The organism is Pararhodobacter sp. SW119 (genome assembly GCF_017811755.1).
In the GTDB taxonomy this organism is placed as follows: domain Bacteria; phylum Pseudomonadota; class Alphaproteobacteria; order Rhodobacterales; family Rhodobacteraceae; genus Pararhodobacter.
Genome location: NZ_JADDJF010000023.1, coordinates 17,727 through 33,184, shown reverse-complemented (window position 1 = coordinate 33,184; position 15,458 = coordinate 17,727). Strand labels below are relative to the sequence as shown.

The following is a 15,458-nucleotide window of genomic DNA, read 5'->3' as shown; positions in this document are numbered from 1 at the left end:
AAGGCGGCCCCGGGGGGCCGCCTTTCACATCCGGTCGCCGAGTGGCTCAGGCGAGGGCGAGATTGATCGCCGACTCGCGGCCGTCGCGGCTCGTTTCCAGATCGAAGTTGACGGCCTGGCCGTCTTCCAGTCCGCGCAGGCCCGCACGCTCAAGCGCGGTGATGTGCACGAACACGTCCTTGGAACCGCCATCGGGCTGGATGAAACCATAGCCCTTGGTGGCGTTGAACCATTTTACTTTTCCACTGGCCATGTTGGCCTCCTGTAGTCTGATCGCTGCCCGCAGAACGCGACAGCCTGGCTCAGTCAGTTCAAGATCGGTCGCCAGCAGTCAGAAGACAGGTCAGCAAGTCGATAGAGATAACGTCGCGACGAGGGTTATGGCAGAAATCGCACCCTCGCGCAACTGTCCGCTTGGCGGCGGGCGGGGGTCTTGTGCTACCCTGACGCCGGAGTGAACGGAGCGCGCCATGCCCAGCATCGACTTCTGGTTCTCGATCGGCAGCACCTACAGCTACCTGACCGTCATGCGCCTGCCGGAGGTCGCGCGCCGGACCGGGCAGGCCTTCATCTGGCGCCCGTTCGACGTGCGCCGGATCATGGTCGCGCAGAACAACATCCCCTTCCGCGACAAGCCGGTAAAGGCCGCCTTCATGTGGCGCGACATCGCCCGCCGCGCCGCCGCGCAGGGCCTTTCTCCGCTGCTGCCCGCCCCCTATCCGCTGGCGCAACTGACGCTGGCCAATCAGGTCGCGCTTCTGGCCGCGCGCGAGGGCTGGTGCGAAGCCTATGTGATCCAGACCTACCGCCGCTGGTTCGAGGGGGGCGACCCCGCGGGCGAGGATCCCAACCTTTCCGACAGCCTGCACGCCATCGGCCAGGACCCGGCGCGGGTGCTGGCCGCGGCGACCGCGCCCGCGATCGCCGACGCGCTGGTGGCCGAAACCGAGGCGGCGCGCGACATCGGCGTCTTCGGCGCGCCCAGCTTCGTCGTCGGGGCGGAGGTCTTCTGGGGCGACGACCGGCTGGAGGACGCGCTCGACTGGGCCCGCCACGGCGCGCTGTCGCCGCGCGGCCCGCGCGCGCACTGAGTGTTGTCGCCGCGCGGGCCGGGCGCGCACTAACCCTTTGTCAACCGCTTTCATCGCAGGGTGGCCGCGCACCACACGGGCCCGCGATGAAGAACTCTCGCCCCATGCTCATGCTCGGACTGATCCTGGCGCTGACCGCGCCGGGGGCGCAGGCGCGTCCGGAACTGTGCGAGGACGCCGCGCGCCGCGCCGCGCTGGAAACCGGCGTGCCGGTCGATGTGCTGCACGCGATCAGCCTGGCCGAGACGGCGCGCGCCCATCAGGGACGCATGCGCCCCTGGCCCTGGGCGGCCAATATCGACGGGCAGGGCTTCTGGTTCGACGGGCCGGAAGCGGCGCAGGCCTTCGCGCGCGACCAGCTGGCGCGCGGGCGGCGCAGCTTTGATCTGGGCTGCTTCCAGATCAACTGGCGCTGGCACGGCGAGAATTTCGCCGCGCCGCGCGACCTGCTGGACCCGCTGCGCGCCGCCCGGTATGCCGCCCGCTTTCTTGGCGCGCTCTACGATGAACTGGGCAACTGGGAGGCGGCGGCGGGCGCCTACCATTCGCGCACCCCGCACCTGGCCGAGAGGTACCGCGCCCGCTTCGCCCGGTTCCGCGCCGGGCTGGGGGCGACACAGTTCGCGCTGTCCGACCCCGCCGGGAACGGGCCGCAGCTGCACGGGCCGCAACTGGTCGCGGAGCCGCGCGTCAACACCTTTCCCTTCCTGCAACTGACCGCCGAGGCGCCCGCCGGCGCCGCGCTGGCCTCGCTGGTTCCGGGGACCAGCGGTGCCAGACCCTTCCTCTCGCTCGACGGAACGCATTGATGACGCTCTCGATCGCCCAGGTCTTCCGGCCCACGGTTCTGCTTGCGCTGGCGCTGATGGCGGTCATCGTCATGATGATCCTGCCGGTCCCGGCCTGGCTGCTGGATATCGGGCTGGCGGCGTCCTTCGCGCTGGCGATCCTGATGTTCACGGTGACGCTGTTCATCGAGCGGCCGCTGGATTTCTCGATCTTTCCCACCGTGCTGCTGGCGTCGCTGATGCTGCGGCTGTCGCTGAACGTGTCGTCGACGAAGCTGATCATCGGCGAGGGGCACACCGGCACCCATGCCGCCGGGGCGGTGATCGAGGGGTTCGCGGGCTTCGTCATGGGCGGCAGCGTGTTCCTGGGCGTCGTCGTCTTCTGCGTGCTCTTGATCGTCAACTTCATCGTCATCACCAAGGGCGCGGGCCGCATGGCCGAGGTCGGCGCGCGCTTCGCGCTGGACGGGATGCCCGGCAAGCAGCTGGCCATCGACAGCGACATGTCCGCCGGCGCCATCGACCACGCCGAGGCCAAGGCCCGGCGCGAACGCGAGCAGCAGGAAACCAACTTCTTCGGCTCGCTGGACGGCGCGTCGAAATTCGTCAAGGGCGATGCCGTCGCCGGGCTGCTGATCACGCTGCTGAACCTGGTCATGGGGCTGATCATGGGCACCATCGTCCACGGCATGCCGCTGGGCCAGGCGTTCGAGACCTATGCGATCCTGACCGTCGGCGACGGGCTGGTGAACCAGATCCCGGCGGTGGTGATCTCGGTCGCGGCGGCGCTGCTGCTGGCGCGTGGCGGTGCGATCGGCGCGACGGATACGGCGCTGATGGCGCAGATGGGCCGCTATCCCGCGGCGCTGATCACGGTGGGCCTGCTGATGGCGATGTTCGCGCTGGTGCCGGGCATGCCGTTCGTCCCCTTCGTCGTCGGCGCGGGGGTGCTGCTGGGCGCGGGCTGGTACGCGCAGCGGCTGCGCCAGAAGGCCGCGGCCGAGTTGCCCGGCGACCCCGTCGAGGCGCCGAAGCCGATGACCATGGGCGACGTGCTGGACCTGGACGACATCCATGTGAAGTTCGCGCCCGATCTGGTGCCGATGGTGCTGGACCCGGCGACCGGGCTGGATGCGCGGATCACCAACATGCGCAACCATGTCGTGCGCAGCTACGGGCTGATCCTGCCCGAGATCCGCCTGACCGACGAGCCGGCGCTGGCGCCGGGCGAATACTGCGTGCTGATCCAGGGGGTCGAGCAGGCGCGCGACCGCCTCTACCCCGACCGGATGCTGGCGCTGATGCACGACGACCAGCCCGACCCGCCCGACGGGATCGAGGTGCGCGAGCCGGTCTACGGCGCGCCCGCCCGCTGGGTCCCCGCCGCCGACGAGGAGCGCGCGGCGATCCAGGGCCTGACGGTGGTCAGCCCGCCCGAGGTGCTGGCGACGCATCTGCTGGAGATCATCAAGGCCAGTTTCGCCCGGCTGCTGACGCTGCGCGGCCTGCGCCGGATGCTGGACGAGTTGTGCAACCTCTCGGACCCCAAGCGGGCCGAGGCCAACCGCCGCCTGATCGACGAGCTGGTGCCGGACAAGGTGCCCGTCGATCTGCTGCTGTCGGTGCTGCGCCTACTGCTGGACGAACGGGTGTCGGTGCGCAACCTGCCGCTGATCCTGGAAGCCATCGCCGAGTTGCGCGTGCAGAACCTGGCGCCCGAGGTGGTCTGTGAACATGTCCGCCAGCGGCTGGGCTTTCAGCTGGTAGCACCCCTCAAACGCCCCGACGGGACCATCCCGCTGGTCCAGCTGGGCCAGGACTGGGAGGAGCTTTTCGCCGGCTACCAGATGGAGGGCGAGCGCGGGATCGGCGACATCGCCCTGCCGCCCAACGAATTCGGCCGGCTGGCCGGCGCGCTGGCCGAGAAGTTCAACGCCCTGGCCGAGGCCGGCACGCAAGCCGCGCTGGTCACCTCGTCCCGCCGGCGGCGGTTCCTGCGCACCGTCATGGCGGCGCGGGGCCTGGCCAACCCGGTGCTGAGCTTCGAGGAGATCGGCATGGAGGCGCGTCCGGCGCTGGTCGGCCAGATCACGGCATGACGGCGCTGGCGTTCTTCGACGCGCTGGCGGCGCTGGCCGAGGAGGCGCGCGCGGCCTTCTTCGCCGGGTTTCTGGTCTTCGCGCGGATCGGCGCGATCATCGCGCTGCTGCCGGCCTTCGGCGAACAGGTCGTGCCGCGCCGGGTCCGGTTGTTCGTGGCCCTTGCGCTGACGGCCGTGGTCGCCCCCGCGGCACTGCCGCTGATCGACGTCCGGCCGCAGACGATGGGCGAGGTCGGCTTCTACATCGGCTCCGAAGCCGCCGTCGGTCTGGCGCTGGGCGCGGGTATGCGCCTGCTGGTCATGGTCCTGCAGATCGCCGGCACGATGGCGGCGCAATCCACGTCGCTGGCGCAGTTCTTCGGCGGCGCGGGCGTCGATCCGCAGCCGGCAATCTCGCAGGTGCTGGTGATGGCGGGGCTGGCGCTTCTGGTGATGGCGGGCCTGCCCGAGCGTGCGGCGCAGTTCCTGATCCTGTCCTACCAGTTGCTGCCGGCCGGTCAGTGGCCCGACGCGGCCGTGCTGGCCGAATGGGGCGTCGGGCGCGTCGCGCATGCCTTCGCGCTGGCCTTCGTGCTGGCCGCGCCCTTCGTCATCGGCTCGGCCATCTACAACCTTGCGCTGGGCGCGATCAACCGGGCGATGCCGCAGCTGATGGTCGCCTTCATCGGCGCGCCCGCGCTCACCTGGGGTGGGCTCGTGCTGCTGATGCTGGCCGCGCCGGTCATGATCACCGTGTGGTTCGGCGCCTTCCAGACCTATCTGAGCGACCCGGCGACGGTGCCCAGACCATGAGCCAGGGCGACGACGAATCCGACAAGCCGTACGAGGCGACACCGCGCAAGCTGGAGGAAGCCCGCAAGCGCGGCGAGATCCCGAAGATGGCCGACCTGACCGCCACCGCCGCGGTCGGCGGCTTCCTGCTGCTCGCGCTGCTGCCCGGCGGGTGGATGCCGCTGAAGCTGGGGGAGTTGGGGCGCGGGCTTTTCGATTACGCCGACGGTTTCTCGCGCTTGCTGCTGGGCGGCGGGCAGGGGGCGTTCGATCTGCTGATGGGGCAGATCGCGATCGCGCTGCTGCCGGCGTTCCTGCTGCCGGTCGCGGCGGTGCTGGGCGTTCTGCTCGCCTTCCGCGGGCTGGTCTTCGCGCCCGAGAAGCTGAAGCCGAAGGCCTCGCGCCTGTCCATCGTGCAGAACGCCAAGCAGAAGTTCGGCCTGTCGGGGCTGTTCGAATTCGCCAAGAGCACCGTCAAGCTGGTGATCTATGCGGCGGTCCTGTGGATGTTTCTTGCTGCGCGCCTGCCGCGGCTGATGGCCACGATGCAGCAAAGCCCCGGCCAGGTCGTGGCCGAGATGATGCGCCTGGTCGTGGAGTTTCTGGTCATCGTCGTCCTCATCATGGCGCTGATCGGGGCGATCGACTTCTTCTGGCAGCGCTACGACCACCTGCGCCGCCAGCGCATGAGCCACCAGGAGCTGCGCGAGGAATACAAGCAGTCCGAAGGCGACCCGCACATGAAGCAGGCGCGGCGCCAGCGGGCGCAGGAAATCGCCACCAACAAGATGCTGATCGAGGTGCCCAAGGCGGACGTCATCATCGTCAACCCGACGCATTTCGCCGTTGCCCTGAAATGGGATCGCAGCAGCCCCGGCGCGCCGGTCTGCGTTGCCAAGGGGGTAGATCAGGTGGCATTGAAGATCCGCGAACTGGCGCAGGACGCCGGTGTGCCCATCCATTCCGACCCGCCGACGGCACGCGCCCTGCACAGCGGCGTCGAGATCGGCCAGGAGATCGCGCCGGAGCATTACGCGCCGGTCGCCGCCGCCATCCGCTTTGCCGAGGCGATGCGGCTCAAGGCGCGCGGACGCGGCTTCGGCCCGCGGGATGACCGCAGATGAGCCGACGCGCCTCGGACCCCGCCACGCGCGCGCGGCTGGAACGTCTGCGCACCGTCGCGCGGATGAAGGCGGATGCCGAGATCGCGAAGCTCGCGATCGTCGCGCAGGGGCGCGCGCGGCTCTTGCAGTCGCTCGACGCCCTGGCGCGCGCCGAGGAGCCGCTGGACCCCGATCCGCAGGCCGGGGGCAGCGATCCGGCGATGGTGCAGGCCCGGCTGGCGCACAGCCGCTGGCTGGACGGCCAGCGGCGGATGCTGAACGAACGGCTTGCGCTGGTGCAGGCGGATTTCCTGACCCTGCGCCCGCAGGCGCAACGGGCCTTCGGCCGCGCCGAGGTTCTGGACCGGCTGCAGGAGGGGCTGCAGGCGGAGGCCCGGCAGAAGGCCGCCCGCCGCGATTCGGAGCCGTGATCGGCGGCTTTGCGGGGCGCGAAGTGCTTGACTTTGACGCCGCGATGGCCGATAGACCGGCCCGCAAAGCCCCGCGTCCGCGCGGGGTTCGCGCATTTTCAACATTCTCCGCAAGCGCGGAGACGCAGTCCGCAGGCGGCTTCGGCCCCGAACGCCCGAAAATCCGGGGGCCACAGGACGCGGCAGAGATGGAAGGATGGAGCCGATGTTTGCGGTTCTGAAAACCGGCGGAAAACAGTACCGCGTGCAGCCCGGCGACGTGCTGCGCGTCGAACGGCTGGCCGCCGAGGCGGGCGAGACCGTCCAGTTCAACGAGATTCTCATGGTCGGCGGCGACAGCCCCGTCGTCGGCGTGCCGCTGGTCGATGGCGCCGGCGTGCAGGCCACGGTGATCGACCAGATCAAGGCCGACAAGGTCATCCACTACGTCAAGCGCCGCCGCAAGCACAGCTCGCAGCGCACCAAGGGCCACCGCCAGAAGCTGACGCTGGTGCGGATCACCGAGATCCTGGCCTCGGGCGCCGACAAGTCGGACGTGAAGGCGGCGATCGGCTCGGGCAAGGTGAAGGCCGACGCGCCGGGCACCGAGGCCGCGGCGGAGGCGCCGAAGGCGAAGAAGGCTGCCCCGAAGAAGGCCGCACCGGAAAAGGCGGACGCGAAGAAGGCTGACGCCAAGAAGGCCGCGCCCAAGAAGGCCAAGGCCGACGACGCCGCCGAGGCGAAACCGAAGAAAAGCGCCGCGAAGAAGCCCGCGGCCGATACGCAGGAGTAATCCCCCATGGCACACAAGAAAGCAGGCGGTTCGTCCCGCAACGGTCGCGATTCGGCCGGTCGGCGCCTGGGCGTGAAGATCTTTGGCGGCCAGACCGTCAACGCCGGCAACATCATCGTGCGCCAGCGCGGCACCAAGCACTTTCCCGGTGAAGGTGTCGGCATGGGCAAGGACCACACGCTCTTCGCGCTGGTCGAGGGTCGCGTGAGCTTTGCCAAGGGTCTGAAGGGGCGCAGCTTCGTCTCGATCGAGCCTGTTTTCGAAGCCGCTTCCGAACCGGCCGAGTAAGGCGAAATCTTTACAATTGAGCGCTAGGGCGGGGGTTGCTGGTGGCGACCCCCGAACCTTGTGTTGTTACCGAGCGCGGCCACGGCGCGAATTGGGGTGGCGCGAATTGGGGTCAGGTCTTTCCGCTGCCGCCGGCTGGTGGTATTCTGTCAGGAGCATTGGTGCCATGAATTTGAAGTTCACTGCCCCCGACGATGCCGCCCGCAGCGTGCCCACGCTGACCAGCGAGCGGCTGACCCTGCGGCCGCTGGGGCTGCAGGACCGGGGTTTGCTGGCGCTCTACGTCCGCGACCGCCGCGTGGCCGAGGGCGCGCGCTCCATCCCGCACCCCGCCCCCGAAGGCACGGCGCTGTCCTTCATCGAACGCGCGCAGGCGCCGACGCGGGACCGCGATGTCTGGGCGATGGACGGCTCGCCCATGGGTTCGGCGCCGCTGGTCGGGATCATCTCGCTCAAGCCGCTCTGCCGCGGGCAAAGCCAGATCGGCTACTGGGTGGCGCCGGCGTTCTGGAACACCGGCCTGGCCTCGGAAGCGGTGCGCGCGATCATCGCCGCCAACCCGCACAAGAACCGCACGCTCTTTGCCGAGGTCTTTCAGGACAATCCGGTTTCGGCGCGTATCCTGACCAACGCCGGCTTCGAATACATCGGCGAGGCCGAGGCGTTCTCGGTCGCGCGCAATGCCGCCGTCCCGACCTGGACCTACCTGCGCCGGATGGACTGACCGGCGGGGCCTTCGCCAAAGGTTTCGTTGCGGTTAACGGCTGGCTTTTCTGAATTGAAAACAATACCTTGCCAAGGTGCTCAAATTTGAGCACCCATTGGCGGGACCGGGGGTTTTCCGCGCGCGGCCCTTGATCTGCGGCGCGCGCGGGGCTATCGCCTGATCCAGCTTGCGCGAAAGGCCGCCGCGATGAAATTCCTCGACCTTGCCAAGGTCCAGATCCGCTCGGGTGCGGGCGGGGCGGGCTGCGCCAGCTTCCGGCGCGAGAAGTTCATCGAATTCGGTGGACCCGACGGCGGCGATGGCGGCCGCGGCGGCGACGTCTGGGTCGAATGCGTCCCGGCGCTGAACACGCTGATCGACTTCCGCTACCAGCAGCACTTCTTTGCCCAGAACGGCCGCCCCGGCATGGGCCGCCAGCGCACCGGCAAGGATGGCGAGGACATCGTCCTCAAGGTCCCTGCCGGCACCGAGATCTTGGAGGAAGACCAGGAAACGGTGGTGGCGGACCTGACCGAGGTCGGCCAGCGCATCCTGCTGGCCAAGGGCGGCAACGGCGGCTGGGGCAACGCACGCTTCAAGACCTCGACCAACCAGGCGCCGCGCCGCGCCAACCCGGGGCAGGAGGGGGTCGAGCGCACGCTCTGGCTGCGGCTGAAGCTGATCGCGGATGCGGGGCTCGCCGGGTTGCCGAACGCGGGCAAGTCGACCTTCCTCGCGGCGGTGTCGAACGCCCGCCCGAAGATCGCGGATTACCCTTTCACCACCCTCCACCCCAACCTCGGCGTTGTCGGCGTCGATGGCCGCGAATTCGTCATGGCCGACATCCCCGGCCTGATCGAGGGCGCGTCCGAGGGGCGCGGCCTGGGCGATCAGTTCCTCGGCCATGTCGAGCGCTGCGCGGTCCTGCTGCACCTGGTCGACGGCACGTCCGAGGATGTCGCCGGCGATTTCGCAATCATCGACCGCGAACTGGAACTCTATTCGGCCAAGGTCCACGCCAAGCCGCGCATTGTCGGGCTCAACAAGATCGATGCGCTGACACCCGAGGAGATCGAGACGCGCAAGGCCGCGCTGGAGGACGCCAGCGGGCAGCGCGTCCACACCCTGTCCGGCGTGGCCGGAACCGGGGTGCAATACGTCCTGCGTGCCCTCTGGTCCGAGATCGAAGCCTCGCGCCGGCCCGCGCAGCAGGAGGAGGAGGCGCCGTGGCAGCCCTGACCGCCGCCAGCGCCGTGGTCTTCCGGCTCAGCGCCGCCCGCCGGCTGGTGGTCAAGATCGGCTCCGCGCTGCTGGTCGACGCACAGACCGGCGCGCTGCGATCCGATTGGCTGGCCGGGCTTGCGCAGGACGTGGCCGCGGCGCGGGCGCGCGGCACCGAGGTGGTGCTGGTGTCCTCGGGCTCGATCGCGCTGGGGCGCCGAGTGCTGGGCCTGCCGCCCGCCGCGCTGTCGCTGGAGCAAAGCCAGGCCGCCGCCGCCGTCGGCCAGATCAGGCTGGCGCGCGCCTACGAGGAAGCGCTGGCGCCGCACGGGATCACCGCCGCGCAGGTCCTGGTCACGTTGGAGGATACGCAGGACCGCCGCCGCTACCTTAACAGCCGCGCCACGCTCGAGACACTGATCAACCTCGGCGCCGTGCCGATCGTTAACGAGAACGACACGGTCGCCACCGACGAGATCCGCTACGGCGACAACGACCGGCTGGCGGCGCAGATCGCCGTTACCACGGGCGCCGATCACCTGGTGCTGCTGTCTGATGTCGACGGCTTCTACAGCGCCAACCCGTTCACCGACCCGGCAGCGCGCCGGTTCGATGTGGTCGACCGCGTCACCCCACAGATCGAGGCGATGGCGGGCGAGGGCGTTTCGGGCCTGTCGAAGGGCGGCATGCGCACCAAGATCATGGCCGCGCGCACCGCGACGGCGGGGGGCTGCGCCATGGTCATCGGGCAGGGCAGCGTCGCCCGGCCGCTGGCGGCGATCGAGGCCGGCGCGCCCTGCACCTGGTTCGCGCCGCAGGGCGACCCGCAGACCGCGCGCAAGCGCTGGATCGCCGCGATGAAGCCGCGCGGCACGATCCGGGTCGACGCGGGCGCCGCGCAGGCGCTGGATTCGGGCAAGTCGCTTCTGCCGGCCGGCGTCACCGCGGTCGAAGGCCGCTTCGGGCGCGGCGAGGCGGTGGCGATCGCCGGACCCGACGGCGCGCTGCTGGGCACCGGTCTGGTCCGCTACACCGCCGAGGAGGCGCAGGCGATCCGGGGCCGGAAGTCGACCGAGATCGCGGCGCTTCTGGGCTATCCGGGGCGCGCGGCGCTGGTGCATCGCGACGACATGGCGATCTAGAAGGCAAGGGGGCGCTGCCCCCTCGCCCCGCTGGCGCGGGGCTCACCCCCGGGATACTTGGGGACAGATGAAGGGGAGAGGCGGAATGAACATCGCGGAGGGGACGACCGATGTCGCGACGCTGATGGCCGGGATCGGCGCGCGGGCGCGCGCGGCGGCGGCGGAACTGGCCTTCGCCCCGGCCGATCAGCGCCGCGCGGCGCTGGAGGCGGCGGCCGACGCGCTCGACGCCGACAGCGCGGCGGTGATCGCCGCCAATGCCCGCGACCTGGAGGCCGGGCGCGAAAAGGGCCTGTCGGCGGCTATGATGGACCGGCTGGCGCTCGACGCGGCGCGGGTGCGGGCGATCTGCGACGGGCTTCGGGCGGTGGCGGCGCAGGAGGATCCGGTCGGCGCGGTGATGGACGAGTGGACGCGGCCCTCGGGCCTGACGATCCGGCGGGTGCGCACGCCCCTGGGCGTCGTCGGCGTGATCTATGAAAGCCGCCCGAATGTCACCGCCGATGCCGGCGCGCTGTGCCTGAAGGCGGGCAACGCGGTGATCCTGCGCGGCGGGTCGGAAAGCTTCCATTCCTCGCGCGCGATCCACGCCGCCATGGTCGCCGGGCTGACGGCCGCGGGCTTGCCCGAGGCGGCGATCCAGCTGGTCCCGACCCGCGACCGGGCGGCGGTCTCAATGATGCTGCGCATGGTCGAGCATATCGACGTCATCGTGCCGCGCGGCGGCAAGGGGCTGGTCGGCCTGGTTCAGGCCGAGGCGCGGGTGCCGGTCTTCGCGCATCTGGAGGGCATCTGCCATATCTATCTGGACCGCGCCGCCGACCCCGAAAAGGCGCGCCGCGTGGTGCTGAACGCCAAGACCCGGCGCACCGGCATCTGCGGGGCGGCCGAATGCCTGCTGATCCACCGCGACCTGCTCGATGGCCTGGGCGCCGAGGTGATCGCCGATCTGGTCGCCGCCAGGGTGGAGGTGCGCGCCGGCGAGGGGCTTCGGCATCTGCCGGGCGTGGTGCCGGCATCACCCGACGATTTCGGGCGCGAATACCTCGACAGCATCATCGCCGCGGCGGTGGTCGATGATGTCGACGCCGCCATCGCCCATATCCGCCACTACGGCTCGCAGCATACCGACGCGATCCTGACCGAGGATGCGGCCACCGCCGCGCGGTTCTTCGAACGGGTGGACAGCGCCATCGTCATGCACAATGCCTCGACCCAGTTCGCCGACGGCGGCGAGTTCGGCATGGGCGCCGAGATCGGCATCGCCACGGGCAAGCTGCACGCGCGGGGCCCGGTGGGGGCGGTCCAGTTGACCAGCTTCAAGTACCTGGTCAGCGGCGACGGGACGGTCAGAAGCTGAGTTGCAGCAACTCGTCTTCAAGCTGCATCGTCAGCTGACGCCCGGTATCCGACAGCATCTGCGGCACCAGGGCGAAATGGACCTCGGCGGGCGAGGGGTTCGCCGGGGGCTCGCCCTGCGGCAATCCGTCCCACAGCGCCGGGTCGATTTTCAGCCGGCTCGCCTGGCCGGAAAGCTGCCATTCCACGCCCTCGTGGGCGATCGACAGGACGCCGCCCCAGGGCATCGCATTCTCGCAGCACTGGACCAGCAGCAGCAGCAGTTTCGCTTCCTGCCGCGACACTTCGATTGGCAGCGACCACGCAAAGCGCAGCTTGCCGCCCTTGCCGAGCCCCTCCAGGATCGATCCGATCTCGCGCCCGCTGATCCGCTGCTCCTCGCGCACCGTGCCGAAGGCGATGCGGAACATGCGGATCCGCGCCTGCGCATGGGCGACGCTGTCGGCGATCAGGTCCAGTTCGGGCGAGGCGGGCAGCGTCATGCGCAAAAGCTCGACACCGTTGCCGATCGCCCCCAGAGGGTTGATAAGATCGTGGCAGATGCGCGAGCCGAGCAACGCGGCAAGATCGTGCGGGTTTTGCGACATGGCCTCATGACGGGGCGGGGGGTACGGGTATGTCATCACTCTTACAACCTGGAATGTTGGTGCGTCACCCCGAAAGACCGGAGTGGGGACTGGGACAGGTACAATCCTTCATCGGCACGCACGTCACCGTGAATTTCGAGGAGATGGGCAAGCTGGTTCTGGATACCCGCCATGTGCGCCTTGAATGGGTTCCCGATGCCGGCCGATGATCTCGACATGGGCCCAGCATAACTCTACCTAGGGTTGCGTCAACAGGTTTTTTCTTCGCCGGGTCGCCCGCCGTGGCTTCGGGGGCACAAGGTGTCCGCGCCCGCCTCGCGCCGGATTGTCTTGAAACGCTCATCAAGGTGGCCTAGGCCAGAAGTCGGAGGACACGAAAGACCCGATGATCGAGGAAGCCACCCAACCGCAGCTTCAGCGCAGGGCACCCGGTTTCGATGTCCGCCTGGCGCGCTGCGACGACGACATACTCGGGGCGCAGCGCCTGCGCTACGCCGTCTTCGTCGAGGAGATGGGCGCGGGTGGCGACATGGTCGATCACCTCAACCGGTTCGAGCGGGACGAACTGGACCCGTTCTTCGACCACCTCCTGCTGATCGACCGGACCCGGGACCCCGCCACGCACGAGCATGTGATCGGCGTCTACCGGCTTCTGCCCTGCGACCGGGCGCGGGCGCTCGGCCGCTTTTATTGCGATTCCGAATACGACCTCGCCCCCCTGCGCCAGAGCGGCCGCAAGCTAGTGGAGCTTGGCCGCTCCTGCGTGCACCGCGATCATCGTCGCGGGGCGGCGATGCTGCATCTGTGGAACGGGCTGGCCGACTACGTGCTGTCGCGCGGGATCCAGATCATGTTCGGCGTCGCCTCCTTCCCCGGTATCGATGTGACGCAGCATGCGATGGCGCTCAGCTATCTGTCCGTGGCCCATCGTGCGCCCCCGGCGCTGCGCGTGCGCGCGCTGCCGCAGCATTTCCAGCCGATGGACCTGATCCCGCCCGAAGCGATCGACCGGCAGGCCGCGCTGGCCGCGATCCCGCCGCTCATCCGCGCCTATCTGCGGCTGGGCGGCTTCGTGGGCGAGGGGGCGTTCGTCGACCGCGCCTTCAACACCACCGATGTCTGCCTGATCATGGACACATCGGCCATGTCGGAAAAGCACCTTGATTTCTACGCCCGAAAGGCGCCCCGCGCCTGACCCGACCTGGACCTCGCCCGAGGGCGAGGCGCCGCGGGTCGCCATCGGCCCCCTGGGCTGGGCGATGATCGCCTGGCGGCTACCGCTGATGGCGGGCGTCGTCTTCGGCGGGCTGGTCCTGCTCCTGACCCTTCGGCTGATCGAGCGTTCGGTCTTCGGGCTGCGCCGGCCGTTCACGCCCTTCGTCACCCAGGCCGTCTGCCGCGCGGTCTTTCCGGTCATGGGCATCCGCCTCGTCCGTCACGGGACCCCCATGCGCCGGCGGGGCGCCATCGTCGCCAACCATTGCAGCTGGCTCGACATCTTCGCGCTCAACGCGCTGGCCCGCGTCTGCTTCGTGTCGAAGTCCGAGGTCGCGGGCTGGCCCGGCATCGGCTGGCTGGCGCGCGCCACGGGCACGGTCTTCATCACCCGCAACGCCCGCGACGCCCGCCAGCAGAAGGAGGTGTTCGAGGCCCGCCTGCGCGCCGGCCACCACCTCGCCTTCTTCCCCGAGGGGACCAGCACCGACGGCCGCCGCGTGCTGGACTTCAAGCCCACGCTCTTCGCCGCCTTCTTCACCCACGGGCTGGACGCGATCCTGTCGATCCAGCCGGTCAGCCTCGCCTACACCGCCCCGCCCGGTGAGGACCCGCGCTTCTACGGCTGGTGGGGCGCGATGGATTTTGGCGGCCACCTGCTGCGCGTGCTGGCGCAGGCGCCGCAGGGTCGGGTCGAGGTCACCTTCCACCCCCAGGTCCCGGTCGCCGAGACCGCCGACCGCAAGGCCCTCGCCCGCACCTGCGAGGCCGCCGTCCGCGCCGGGCTCCACGCGCATCTCCCGCCGGTCTGAGCGCCGACCCCGCGTCGATTCGCGCGCCGGGCGGCAACGCCGATCCGCCGCTCATGCGCCAGACGCCCGCTACAATTCGCACGGCTCGGTTGAACTCGCCGCAGCCCCCGTCAACCCGTGATCGCACCAGCGCGGAAATGATTGACAAATCGTGAATTTTTCCTTGACCCGGCAATGCGCCTCACGGAACGCTCACAGGCACGTGTAAAAAAAACAAAGTTGAGAGGGTCATGAAACATATTCGCACACTCGCCTTGGCCACCGCCGTTTCGGCGCTCGGGACCGGCGCCTTTGCATCGACATTTACTCTAAACTACACAGGTGGTACTGCTAGCGGTACGGTCCAAACCAACATGACCTCCGGCAATATCGGGGCGTTCGGTTTTAATATGACCTCCACCGATCCGGCAGCGCCCGACTATCTGAGCAGCTTCGTCGCGTGGTGCCTTGACCTTGGCGCTACCCTACAAAGTCCCGCAAGCTACTCGGTAAATAACACGAACCCATACGCAAACGGGCATACGCTCAGCAGTGATCAGAAGAACGCCGTTAGAGCGGTTTTCGCCGCCAACTACTCCACGGTTGAAAGCACTCTGACAAACAACGTCCAAGCGGGATTCCAGATCGCGCTCTGGGGAGCCGTGTATAACAACGCTGCGCTGCTGGACGGCAACATTGCTGGAATGTTCGCGAACGTCGGAACCAATACTAATCAGCTGAAAATAACGTCGGGTTCTGCTACAGCCATCTTAAACGCGGAAGCATATCTGACGAGTGCGCTTGCAAGGATAAATGATGGGCCAGTGTCATACAATCTCACCTTCCTTGAAAGTGCCGTGGATAGCGACGGAAATCGCCTTAGTCAGAATCTCGTCACCACGGCAATCCCACTGCCCGCAACGGGGCTGCTGATGCTCGGCATGATGGGTCTGGGTGGTATCGGTGTCGTGGCGCGCCGTCGCCGGGACAAGGCGGCCTGACCGCGCAGGCGCAAGATCGAATTTGGTGACGGCCCCGGCACTTGCCGGGGCCGTTTTCGTTTATCAGGCCTTGGGGATCGAGCGGGTTCCT

18 protein-coding genes are annotated in these 15,458 nt (G+C 68.9%); 16 read left to right on the top strand and 2 right to left on the bottom strand.

The features are described 5' to 3' along the window. Positions 1-46: 46 nt before the first annotated feature. Positions 47-253, bottom strand: coding sequence for a cold-shock protein (locus IM708_RS13405; RefSeq protein WP_209427079.1), 207 nt, complete (start codon positions 251-253; stop codon positions 47-49). A 217-nt stretch (positions 254-470) separates the two neighbouring features. Between IM708_RS13405 and IM708_RS13400 the strand changes: the two genes are divergently transcribed. The 12 genes from IM708_RS13400 to IM708_RS13345 all read left to right on the top strand — a co-directional run bounded on the left by IM708_RS13400 (position 471) and on the right by IM708_RS13345 (position 11,774). Beyond that, positions 471-1,091 carry a DsbA family protein gene (locus IM708_RS13400; RefSeq protein WP_209427078.1) on the top strand — a complete coding sequence of 207 codons (621 nt, stop codon included), beginning with the start codon at positions 471-473 and terminating at the stop codon, positions 1,089-1,091. A gap of 86 nt (positions 1,092-1,177) precedes the next feature. Beyond that, a complete protein-coding gene (locus IM708_RS13395) occupies positions 1,178-1,900 on the top strand; it encodes a transglycosylase SLT domain-containing protein (protein ID WP_245243183.1) in 723 nt (240 codons plus the stop codon). After that, on the top strand, positions 1,900-3,978 hold the full coding sequence (gene flhA / locus IM708_RS13390; RefSeq protein WP_209427077.1) for a flagellar biosynthesis protein FlhA: 2,079 nt from the start codon (positions 1,900-1,902) through the stop codon (positions 3,976-3,978). Before IM708_RS13395 ends, flhA begins: the two co-directional genes overlap by 1 nt. Continuing rightward, on the top strand, positions 3,975-4,772 hold the full coding sequence (locus IM708_RS13385) for a flagellar biosynthetic protein FliR (protein ID WP_209427076.1): 798 nt from the start codon (positions 3,975-3,977) through the stop codon (positions 4,770-4,772). Before flhA ends, IM708_RS13385 begins: the two co-directional genes overlap by 4 nt. Further along, entirely contained in the window at positions 4,769-5,875 is a 1,107-nt protein-coding gene (locus tag IM708_RS13380; protein ID WP_209427075.1) for a flagellar type III secretion system protein FlhB, read from the top strand. Before IM708_RS13385 ends, IM708_RS13380 begins: the two co-directional genes overlap by 4 nt. Then, positions 5,872-6,285, top strand: coding sequence for a hypothetical protein (locus IM708_RS13375; RefSeq protein ID WP_209427074.1), 414 nt, complete (start codon positions 5,872-5,874; stop codon positions 6,283-6,285). Before IM708_RS13380 ends, IM708_RS13375 begins: the two co-directional genes overlap by 4 nt. A 205-nt stretch (positions 6,286-6,490) precedes the next feature. Beyond that, positions 6,491-7,057, top strand: a complete 567-nt coding sequence (gene rplU / locus IM708_RS13370) for a 50S ribosomal protein L21 (RefSeq protein WP_209427073.1) — start codon at positions 6,491-6,493, stop codon at positions 7,055-7,057. 6 nt (positions 7,058-7,063) lie between these two features. Further along, complete coding sequence (gene rpmA, locus IM708_RS13365; RefSeq protein WP_209427072.1) at positions 7,064-7,345, top strand: 50S ribosomal protein L27; 282 nt, start codon at positions 7,064-7,066, stop codon at positions 7,343-7,345. A gap of 166 nt (positions 7,346-7,511) precedes the next feature. Then, on the top strand, positions 7,512-8,069 hold the full coding sequence (locus tag IM708_RS13360) for a GNAT family N-acetyltransferase (protein ID WP_209427071.1): 558 nt from the start codon (positions 7,512-7,514) through the stop codon (positions 8,067-8,069). A gap of 189 nt (positions 8,070-8,258) precedes the next feature. Then, complete coding sequence (obgE, locus tag IM708_RS13355; protein WP_209427070.1) at positions 8,259-9,290, top strand: GTPase ObgE; 1,032 nt, start codon at positions 8,259-8,261, stop codon at positions 9,288-9,290. Positions 9,291-9,304: 14 nt separating this feature from the next. Further along, positions 9,305-10,414, top strand: coding sequence for a glutamate 5-kinase (gene proB, locus IM708_RS13350; RefSeq protein ID WP_209427095.1), 1,110 nt, complete (start codon positions 9,305-9,307; stop codon positions 10,412-10,414). An 85-nt stretch (positions 10,415-10,499) separates the two neighbouring features. Next, the gene (locus IM708_RS13345; protein ID WP_209427069.1) at positions 10,500-11,774 is read left to right on the top strand and encodes a glutamate-5-semialdehyde dehydrogenase; all 1,275 of its coding nucleotides are present in this window, start codon (positions 10,500-10,502) and stop codon (positions 11,772-11,774) included. Here the strand turns inward: IM708_RS13345 and IM708_RS13340 are convergent. Continuing rightward, on the bottom strand, positions 11,764-12,360 hold the full coding sequence (locus IM708_RS13340; protein ID WP_209427068.1) for a histidine phosphotransferase family protein: 597 nt from the start codon (positions 12,358-12,360) through the stop codon (positions 11,764-11,766). The two genes, IM708_RS13345 and IM708_RS13340, sit on opposite strands and share 11 nt — an antisense overlap. Positions 12,361-12,389: 29 nt before the next feature. Here IM708_RS13340 and IM708_RS13335 point away from each other — a divergent pair, with 29 nt between their 5' ends. The 4 genes from IM708_RS13335 to IM708_RS13320 all read left to right on the top strand — a co-directional run bounded on the left by IM708_RS13335 (position 12,390) and on the right by IM708_RS13320 (position 15,367). Next, complete coding sequence (locus IM708_RS13335; protein WP_209427067.1) at positions 12,390-12,569, top strand: DUF3553 domain-containing protein; 180 nt, start codon at positions 12,390-12,392, stop codon at positions 12,567-12,569. Positions 12,570-12,745: 176 nt separating this feature from the next. Beyond that, on the top strand, positions 12,746-13,555 hold the full coding sequence (locus IM708_RS13330) for a GNAT family N-acyltransferase (protein ID WP_209427066.1): 810 nt from the start codon (positions 12,746-12,748) through the stop codon (positions 13,553-13,555). Between the two features lie 64 nt (positions 13,556-13,619). Then, positions 13,620-14,387, top strand: coding sequence for a lysophospholipid acyltransferase family protein (locus IM708_RS13325; protein ID WP_209427094.1), 768 nt, complete (start codon positions 13,620-13,622; stop codon positions 14,385-14,387). 230 nt (positions 14,388-14,617) lie between these two features. Next, positions 14,618-15,367 (top strand): hypothetical protein, encoded by a 750-nt coding sequence (locus IM708_RS13320; protein WP_209427065.1) that lies wholly within the window; start codon positions 14,618-14,620, stop codon positions 15,365-15,367. Positions 15,368-15,458: the final 91 nt, after the last annotated feature.